The organism is Natrarchaeobius oligotrophus (assembly GCF_003841465.1).
Lineage (GTDB): Archaea > Halobacteriota > Halobacteria > Halobacteriales > Natrialbaceae > Natrarchaeobius > Natrarchaeobius oligotrophus.
Map to the genome: position 1 here is coordinate 1 of NZ_REFZ01000040.1, position 7,570 is coordinate 7,570.

The following is a 7,570-nucleotide window of genomic DNA, read 5'->3' on the forward strand; positions in this document are numbered from 1 at the left end:
GGGTGCGCTCGTTCTCCCAAACCTCATCACAATCCACGTCTAAGGTCTCTCTGAGCAGGTTGGCGAGTTGCATAGGCACTTCTCGCCACCACCTGCTCATTCCTCAAACCCTCATCTAGACAGTGCCGGTTTTCTGGTTTCATCCGTGAACCAACATCTCTCGACCGCCAAGGGCTTGTCTTAGTTCATCACAAAAAGCGAAACCTTAGAGATGCGGAAGAGTTCTTGACAGAACTGAACTCGGAGGTGGTGTAAAATGACTGATAACTGGGAACAGATTGATGGTGAGTTTGAGCCGTTAGACTGGGTTGAAACGAATCGGTCTGATGATAGATTAACAGATCGATACTCATACGCCTCGTATATTGTCGCTGATGACGATAATACGACCCATGATTATGATGAAATACCTACTGGATCTAAAAACAGATGGTCATTTTTCTCATATTTCACCGATCCTCCTGATCCTGAATCATGTGGTGACAATTGTGCACATTCAACCCAGTATACAAACGCAAATTTGCGACTAGAAGCTGCTGACGGCCCCAACGAACAGAGTAACATCACATTCAATAACTGGTATCCACAAGATCAGGAAGAACTGGTTTCATTTGGCGTTGGTTTGGGCGCCCCTTTTGGTCCAGTTGCTGGGTCAGTTTCTGTCGCAAAATCAGTTGATGCAAGTGATGTTAATGTGGATCCGGTACCATATCACTATCTTGAGTGCGATCAAAGCTTCGGATCATTGAGTGGGGGTGGCAGTTCGTTTCCGGATTCATACGAGGATGCTATCGGTATTCATTTTGACGTAGACGTCCAAGAGAAAGCTCAAGAAGAGAGAATTACTGCAAATGTTTTGCATGAGTGGGTTTTCTATCGAACTGATTCTAGAGGGAGAGAAATACTATACTCTAGGGAAGACAGCCACATTGGTGACCTATGGGCAGACTTTGAGGTGATAGTAGATTAAAATCAGTGTATCGCTCTTCAGAAGCAGGCTATTGGTTGAATAGAGTTGGCGCTGTGAAAGCGTAGCGGGCAAGGGTGATGTGTCAATAGTACACGACTATGTTCCCAGTTGAAGTGCTTCGCTCGCCTCAAGTGCCCGCGCTGCCAGTCTCAGTACTTCACAAAGCCGTTAATTGAGAAGTCCGCTTGCTGAGTTGTGTCCAGCAAACAGCAACATCTACCACGGACTCGGGATGCAACTGGAACACGACCTCCACCAGCACATCAACGCTAGCCACGGGATGTTCGTGCCCGGCCAGTTCGGGACGTTCTCCGAGGAACACTCGCAGAGCGGGATTCGCCCGTACATGGGGTCGTCGCTCCCCCACGTGGAGAGCTACGACGACCTGTTCCTCTTCCGGCATTCCGATCATCCCTGGCTGCTCGATACCCGATCCCGCGACGGGCTGAACGTCCACGATATCCGGTTCCAGAGCGGGATGCCGGCGCTGGCTCACGAGACGATCATTGGCCGGCCAGGCCGACGACGCTCGGAAACAGCAGCAGACCACGCGCTGGTACGTGAACGCCTACTTGCACGCCGGTGACCCGGACGTTCTGCCCCTCGACGAGGTCGTGCTCGATGGCCTCCAGTTCGGAGGCAAACGGAACTACGGCTACGGGACGACCACACTGAAAGACACGCAGGTCGTTGACCTGGAGGGCCTGGACTACTCGCGTCTCGAAGACGGCGAGGCGTTCATCCTCGACCTCGTGACGCCGTTCGTTCTCCGGTCGGAGTACCCGAAGGCGGACAACGTGGACGTGCCGTGGTGGTGGAGCGTAGACGATGAAGCGCAGCTGCGCCACCGCCTGGAGAAGGTCATCGAGGTCGGCGACGTATACGAGTTGGAGACTGTCGATCACGGCGTGGTCGTCGGCTACGATGGCGACCGTCCGGTGGAGACCGCGATGTCCGGACTCACCCGCATCGGGATTCACCCGAAGTACGGCTTCGGAGAGCTTCAAGTGAAGCCAGTCAATCCGGATGAAACCAACGTCAAGAAACAGATAGAAAAGCCGAAGTCGGTGCACTGACAAACGAACAATGACCGGCAAGGATTCCGCAGTGTCCAGGTCGGTCAGACTGAATAAAGTAGATCACATTTCCAACAACTGTTAACCGAAGTTCTCGATCAACGCGTCGTCGGGATCTCCGCCCGCATCCTCGATCGCCTCCGCGACGAGCGTGACGAACTCGTCGAACCCGAACGCGTAGATCCGACCGTCGTCGACGTGCGTTCCGATCGCCGCCGCGAGTTCCTCGTCGGACGCGGCGTCGAGGACGGTCACCTCGGCACCGTCGGCCGCGAGCGCCTCGAGGCGCTCGACGTGAGCGGGACGATCGTCCTGATAGACGACGACCGCGTCGTGGCCGGCCTCGCGGGCCGCCTCCGCGATCGACACCGCGGGCCCGACGCCGGGTCCGCCCGCGATCGCGACGACGTCCGCGTCGCGTTCGTACGTGATCGTTCCGAACGGTCCATCGACGTGGACCGTCTCCCCGCCGTCGAGGTCCGCGAGCCAGGGAGAGAGGTCGCCGTCGGGATCGACGCCGACCGTGATCTCGAACGTGTCGGTCACCGACGGCGACGAGAGCGTGTAGTGACGACTGACCTCCTCGTCTTCGGGTGCGGCGCGAAGCAAGACGAACTGTCCTGGCGAGGCCGAGAACGACTCGGGCGTCTCGAGTTCGATTGCGACGGTGTCCGGACCGACGTCGCGGACCGATTCGACGGTGACTGGGGTGCCCTCCATGTCGAACGAATTCGCCGGCGAGTCGAAAAGCGGTTTCGTTCCCGCCCGCGGCCTCGCGCGGTCGTTCGTCGCGACGTTTTCATCCAGTTGGCACTACCATCCCGCCGTAACTCGACTCGTTTCCCGGTTCTCCTCGAGGAATAGACGTCTGTTACTAACGCGGTGTACTCGGGCTAACCCGACGACACAGATCTCCGGTCCGGTTCCAGAAACGTGTCCGAGATAGTCCATAATGGTAAATAGTAACTGATATCTCGGCGGAACCTATCAGAAATTAAGATCCGCCGCTGTAGGGGTTTCAGAAGCCTTTTCATTTACTGGGGGCAAGGTTCGGCATAACATGGCTGAGGATCTCAACTGGGCGATCGGAGGCGAGGCCGGAGACGGTATCGACTCCACCGGAAAGATTTTCGCTCAGGCCCTTTCCCGAGCCGGACGGCACGTGTTCACGTCGAAAGACTTTGCCTCTCGAATCCGCGGCGGCTACACCGCGTACAAGATTCGAACCTCCGTCGACGAGGTACAGAGCGTCGTCGATCGACTGGACATTCTCGTCGCGTTGACCCAGCGCACGATCGACGAGAACCTCGACGAACTCCACGAGGGCAGCGCGATCATCTACGACGGCGAACGCTCGTGGGAGGCGAACATCCCCGAGGAGATGACCGCGGTCGACGTGCCGCTCAAGTCGCTCGCCGAGGAGGCTGGCGGCGCGATCATGCGCAACGTCGTCGCTCTCGGTGCTGCCTGCGAAATCACCGGCTTCGACGTCGCCTACCTCGACGAATCCCTCGAGAAGCGCTTCGGCGGCAAGGGCTCGAAGATCGTCGAGAACAACAAGGCGGCGGCTCGACTGGGCCAGGAGTACGTCCAGGAGAACTACGACCTCTCGCACCTCGAGTACGACCTCGAGACGACCGACGCGGATTACGTGTTGCTCAACGGCGACGAGGCGATCGGGATGGGTGCGCTCGCTGCAGGCTGTCGGTTCTACGCCGGTTACCCGATCACGCCCGCGACGAACGTGATGGAGTACCTGACCGGCCGCATCGAGGAGTACGGCGGACACGTCGTACAGGCCGAAGACGAACTCTCCGCGATCAACATGGCACTCGGCGCGGCCCGCGCCGGCGCGCGCTCGATGACCGCGACGTCCGGGCCGGGGATCGACCTCATGGCCGAGACGTTCGGACTCGTCGCGACCAGCGAGACGCCGCTGGTGATCGTCGACGTGATGCGTTCGGGTCCCTCCACCGGAATGCCGACGAAGCAAGAACAGGGCGACCTGAACATGACGCTGTACGGCGGTCACGGCGAAATTCCCCGGTTCGTCGTCGCGCCGACGACGATCTCCGAGTGTTTCTGGAAGACCGTCGAGGCGTTTAACTACGCCGAGAAGTACCAGACGCCGGTCTACCTCGTCGCGGACCTCGCGCTGGCGGTGACCGAACAGACGTTCCCGCCGGAGGCATTCGACATGGACGACGTCGAGATCGACCGCGGCAAACTCGTCGACGACGACGAGGTCGACGAGTGGCTCGACTCGCAGGGCCGGTTCCGCGCACACGCCATCACCGACGACGGCGTCAGCCCGCGCGCGATCCCGGGAACGATCGACGGCGCACACATGTCCACCGGCCTCGAGCACGACGAGCTCGGTCGGCGAACGGAAGATCAGGACGAACGCGTCCAGCAGGTCGACAAGCGAAACCGCAAGGTCGAGACGGCGAAAGAACGCGAGGAGTGGGACTACCGCGAGTTCGGTAACGCCGACGCGGACAACCTCGTCGTCTCCTGGGGGTCCAACGAGGGCGCGCTCGTCGAAGCGCTCGACTACCTCGAGGAGGACGGGATCGACGTTCGGGTCATCTCGGTGCCGTACATCTTCCCCCGACCGGACCTGACCGAGGAGATCGAGGCGTCCGAGGAGACGATCGTCGTCGAGTGTAACGCCACCGGCCAGTTCGCGGACGTGATCGAACACGACGCACTTACCCGCGTCAAACGCATCAACAAGTACACCGGCGTCCGCTTCAAGGCGGACGAACTCGCGGCAGAGATCACCGAAAAACTCACCGAGGAGGTGTCAGCACAATGAGCTCCGATGTTCGATTCACCGACTTCAAATCAGACAAACAGCCGACCTGGTGTCCCGGATGCGGCGACTTCGGGACGATGAACGGTATGATGAAAGCCCTCGCCGAAACAGGCAACGATCCCGACAACACGTTCGTCGTCGCCGGGATCGGCTGTTCCGGTAAGATCGGGACCTATATGCACAGCTACGCGCTCCACGGCGTCCACGGCCGCGCGCTGCCGGTCGGACAGGGTGTCAAGATGTCCCGACCCGACGTCGAAGTGATGGTCGCCGGCGGCGACGGCGACGGCTACTCGATCGGTGCCGGCCACTTCGTCCACGCCGTCCGCCGGAACGTCGACATGTCCTACGTCGTTATGGACAACCGCATCTACGGGCTGACGAAGGGCCAGGCCTCGCCGACCTCGCGGTCGGACTTCGAGACCTCGACGACGCCCGAAGGGCCGAAACAGCCGCCGGTCAACCCGCTCGCGCTCGCGCTCGCCTCCGGTGCCACGTTCATCGCTCAGTCCTTCGCCTCCGACGCGCTTCGCCACCAGGAGATCGTCGAGGCGGCGATCGAACACGACGGGTTCGGCTTCGTCAACGTCTTCAGTCCCTGCGTCACCTTCAACGACGTCGACACCTACGACTACTTCCGCGACACGCTCGTCGACCTCGACGAGGAGGGACACGATCCGAACGACTACGAGGCCGCAAAGCAAGTCATCCTCGACGGCGAAAAGGAGTACCAGGGCGTGATGTACCAGGACGAAAACTCCGTCCCGTACCACGAACAACACGGCGTCACCGAGGACATGTCCGAGATCCCGGACGGCGCACCCGAGGACGCGATGGATCTCGTCCGCGAGTTCTACTGACGGGTTCCGTTCGCGCTTTTCGAGCGATTCGCGGTTTCTCCATCGTCGACTCGAGCGCCTCGAGAGCGATCCGTTTCGACCGGCTCGACCTCCGTCGTTCGCTCGCCTCGGGACGGATTCGCTCGACTCGAGACGGACGCCGTATCGGACCGGTTCGTCGACCCGACCGACGCCGACGTCGCACACCGGTCGGACGACGCGCTCGAGTCTCGCGGCCGTCCTCGGCACCGCTCGAGCCGCGACGGGAGCCGACGTCCAGCCGCAACGGTAACGCCGAAAAACGCACGAGCCGCGACGGGAGCGCTGATACCCGGCGGATTCGGAGTCGAGATCCGGCCGTCAGGCCGGGTGTTCGACTGACTCCATCAGCACCTCGACGTTCGCCGACTCTTCGGCCAGTACCTCGGGGTGGGTGCCAAGCAACACGATCAGATCGTCGTCGTGGAGCAACGAGGTCAGCGCGAGCGAGACCTCGATCGTCTCGCCGGCCTCCTGCGTTTCTCCGGAGAAGCGATCGACGTCTCGCTCGCTTCCCAGTATCTCGAGCGCGAACGACTCCTCGTGTTCGACGTCCTCGACGTCGCCGTCGGCCTCGCCCAAAAACTCCTCGAGCAGTTCCTCGTTGCTCATGTCCTCGAGCGGGTTGAACGATCGCCCCAGCACTTCCATGCCCGGAATCGAGACGGCGACGAACGTGTTCGCCTCGCGCTCGATCCCCTCGATCGTCCGGGATTTGGTGTACGTCGACATCCACAGCGACGCCCGAATCTCGCGTTCGACGCCCACGTCGATCGTCTCCTCGATCACCTCCTGGTTCGATTCGTCTTCCTCGTAGCCCGTCTCCTCGAGCGCCGACGCACTGGGCGCGACGCGGTGGGCCTCGAATTCGAGCGGACCGTCGCCGGTGACGAACTCGAGGCAGCCTGCAGTCAGCGCGAGCGTGCCGGCCGCTCCGGCGACGAGTACGGATCGTCGAGAAGTGGTCATCACCTCATAGTTTGAGGGAGATCGTATATTAGTTGTGGATCGTGTAATTCCGCAGGAGAGAACGATCATATCCGCTGAATGGCGCGTCTCAAAAACACTCAAGAAAACGATTCGAATCGGTATGTCATCGGCCGATGCGGTTGTGAACTGAATACCTATTGACGATCACGAAAGTACCAATCTTTCGATTTTGTGACCTGGATATAACTGCCGAATATCTACTGATCTGCTTGCCAGTCTTCACATCGGGTAATCCATGCTTCGATATCGAGCGCGACAAGTGAACAAACCAACCGTGCCTGCTTAGTGGGTAATTCGTCACAGAGTGTACGAATGTTCGATTGGTAAGCCCGAAGATATTTTATCACGGTTTCTGTGCTCATGAGATGCCATGCATTCCACGGCTCATGTTCAGCGGTCTCATATTGTTCTTTATCCAATAACATCTGCTCGTATTTATAGTAGTGCTTGCCGAGCTGTTCTGCCTTCTTCACCCTTGTACTGTCTTCTCCAGCAAGGACAGCAGCAAGGCCAGTAATCACTCCGAACAGTTCGGATTGATGATCAAGAATATCCAAGTAAATATCCGCACTTGGTTCGTATTGTAGCTCTTGAAATACAGCGAGCATCATTTCTACCGTGTGGTCGGTCCAATAGGAAACAGCGTCTTCGCCGAGCCGGTCCAAAAGACGAACAACAAGGGGTAGTAACGCTTCTTTTGTGATATATACTTCATAGGGATCAGCAGGCTAGTTCATATCTTCTGGACGCGTAGAGAGTCTCATGACGACGTGGGGCGGAAAGTTGGATGATGTTGATGAGGAGCAGTTGCGCCAGCAACTGCGCACGGAAACTGATG

Annotated in this window: 6 protein-coding genes and 2 pseudogenes; 4 read left to right on the forward strand and 4 right to left on the reverse strand. The window is 59.0% G+C overall.

The features are described 5' to 3' along the window. Positions 1–73 (reverse strand): annotated as a pseudogene (locus EA472_RS21450) (IS6 family transposase); the annotation flags it as partial. 183 nt (positions 74–256) lie between these two features. On the opposite strand from EA472_RS21450, the gene EA472_RS21455 reads away from it, so the two are divergent. Together EA472_RS21455 and EA472_RS21460 are read left to right on the forward strand one after the other, a co-directional pair. Then, complete coding sequence (locus tag EA472_RS21455; RefSeq protein WP_124193507.1) at positions 257–970, forward strand: hypothetical protein; 714 nt, start codon at positions 257–259, stop codon at positions 968–970. Between the two features lie 232 nt (positions 971–1,202). After that, a pseudogene (locus tag EA472_RS21460) lies at positions 1,203–2,046 on the forward strand (hypothetical protein). Between the two features lie 81 nt (positions 2,047–2,127). On the opposite strand, the gene EA472_RS21465 reads toward EA472_RS21460, so the two are convergent. Further along, positions 2,128–2,766, reverse strand: coding sequence for an FAD-dependent oxidoreductase (locus tag EA472_RS21465; protein WP_124193508.1), 639 nt, complete (start codon positions 2,764–2,766; stop codon positions 2,128–2,130). Between the two features lie 340 nt (positions 2,767–3,106). Between EA472_RS21465 and EA472_RS21470 the strand changes: the two genes are divergently transcribed. Both EA472_RS21470 and EA472_RS21475 read left to right on the forward strand, forming a co-directional pair. Then, positions 3,107–4,864, forward strand: a complete 1,758-nt coding sequence (locus EA472_RS21470) for a 2-oxoacid:acceptor oxidoreductase subunit alpha (RefSeq protein WP_124193509.1) — start codon at positions 3,107–3,109, stop codon at positions 4,862–4,864. Beyond that, a complete protein-coding gene (locus EA472_RS21475; RefSeq protein WP_124193510.1) occupies positions 4,861–5,724 on the forward strand; it encodes a 2-oxoacid:ferredoxin oxidoreductase subunit beta in 864 nt (287 codons plus the stop codon). The genes EA472_RS21470 and EA472_RS21475 overlap by 4 nt, the downstream gene beginning before the upstream one ends. A 339-nt stretch (positions 5,725–6,063) precedes the next feature. Here EA472_RS21475 and EA472_RS21480 read toward each other — a convergent pair whose 3' ends face one another. Together EA472_RS21480 and EA472_RS21485 are read right to left on the reverse strand one after the other, a co-directional pair. Next, positions 6,064–6,711 carry a DUF6517 family protein gene (locus EA472_RS21480; protein WP_124193511.1) on the reverse strand — a complete coding sequence of 216 codons (648 nt, stop codon included), beginning with the start codon at positions 6,709–6,711 and terminating at the stop codon, positions 6,064–6,066. A 218-nt stretch (positions 6,712–6,929) separates the two neighbouring features. Next, a complete protein-coding gene (locus EA472_RS21485; RefSeq protein ID WP_124193512.1) occupies positions 6,930–7,343 on the reverse strand; it encodes a hypothetical protein in 414 nt (137 codons plus the stop codon). Between the last annotated feature and the right edge of the window lie 227 nt (positions 7,344–7,570).

Coding starts and splice junctions, on each gene's coding strand:
- EA472_RS21480 (WP_124193511.1), bottom strand. CDS start 6,711: ATGACCACTTCTCGACGATCCGTACTCGTCGCCGGAGCGGCCGGCACG.
- EA472_RS21455 (WP_124193507.1), top strand. CDS start 257: ATGACTGATAACTGGGAACAGATTGATGGTGAGTTTGAGCCGTTAGAC.
- EA472_RS21470 (WP_124193509.1), top strand. CDS start 3,107: ATGGCTGAGGATCTCAACTGGGCGATCGGAGGCGAGGCCGGAGACGGT.
- EA472_RS21485 (WP_124193512.1), bottom strand. CDS start 7,343: ATGATGCTCGCTGTATTTCAAGAGCTACAATACGAACCAAGTGCGGAT.
- EA472_RS21465 (WP_124193508.1), bottom strand. CDS start 2,766: ATGGAGGGCACCCCAGTCACCGTCGAATCGGTCCGCGACGTCGGTCCG.
- EA472_RS21475 (WP_124193510.1), top strand. CDS start 4,861: ATGAGCTCCGATGTTCGATTCACCGACTTCAAATCAGACAAACAGCCG.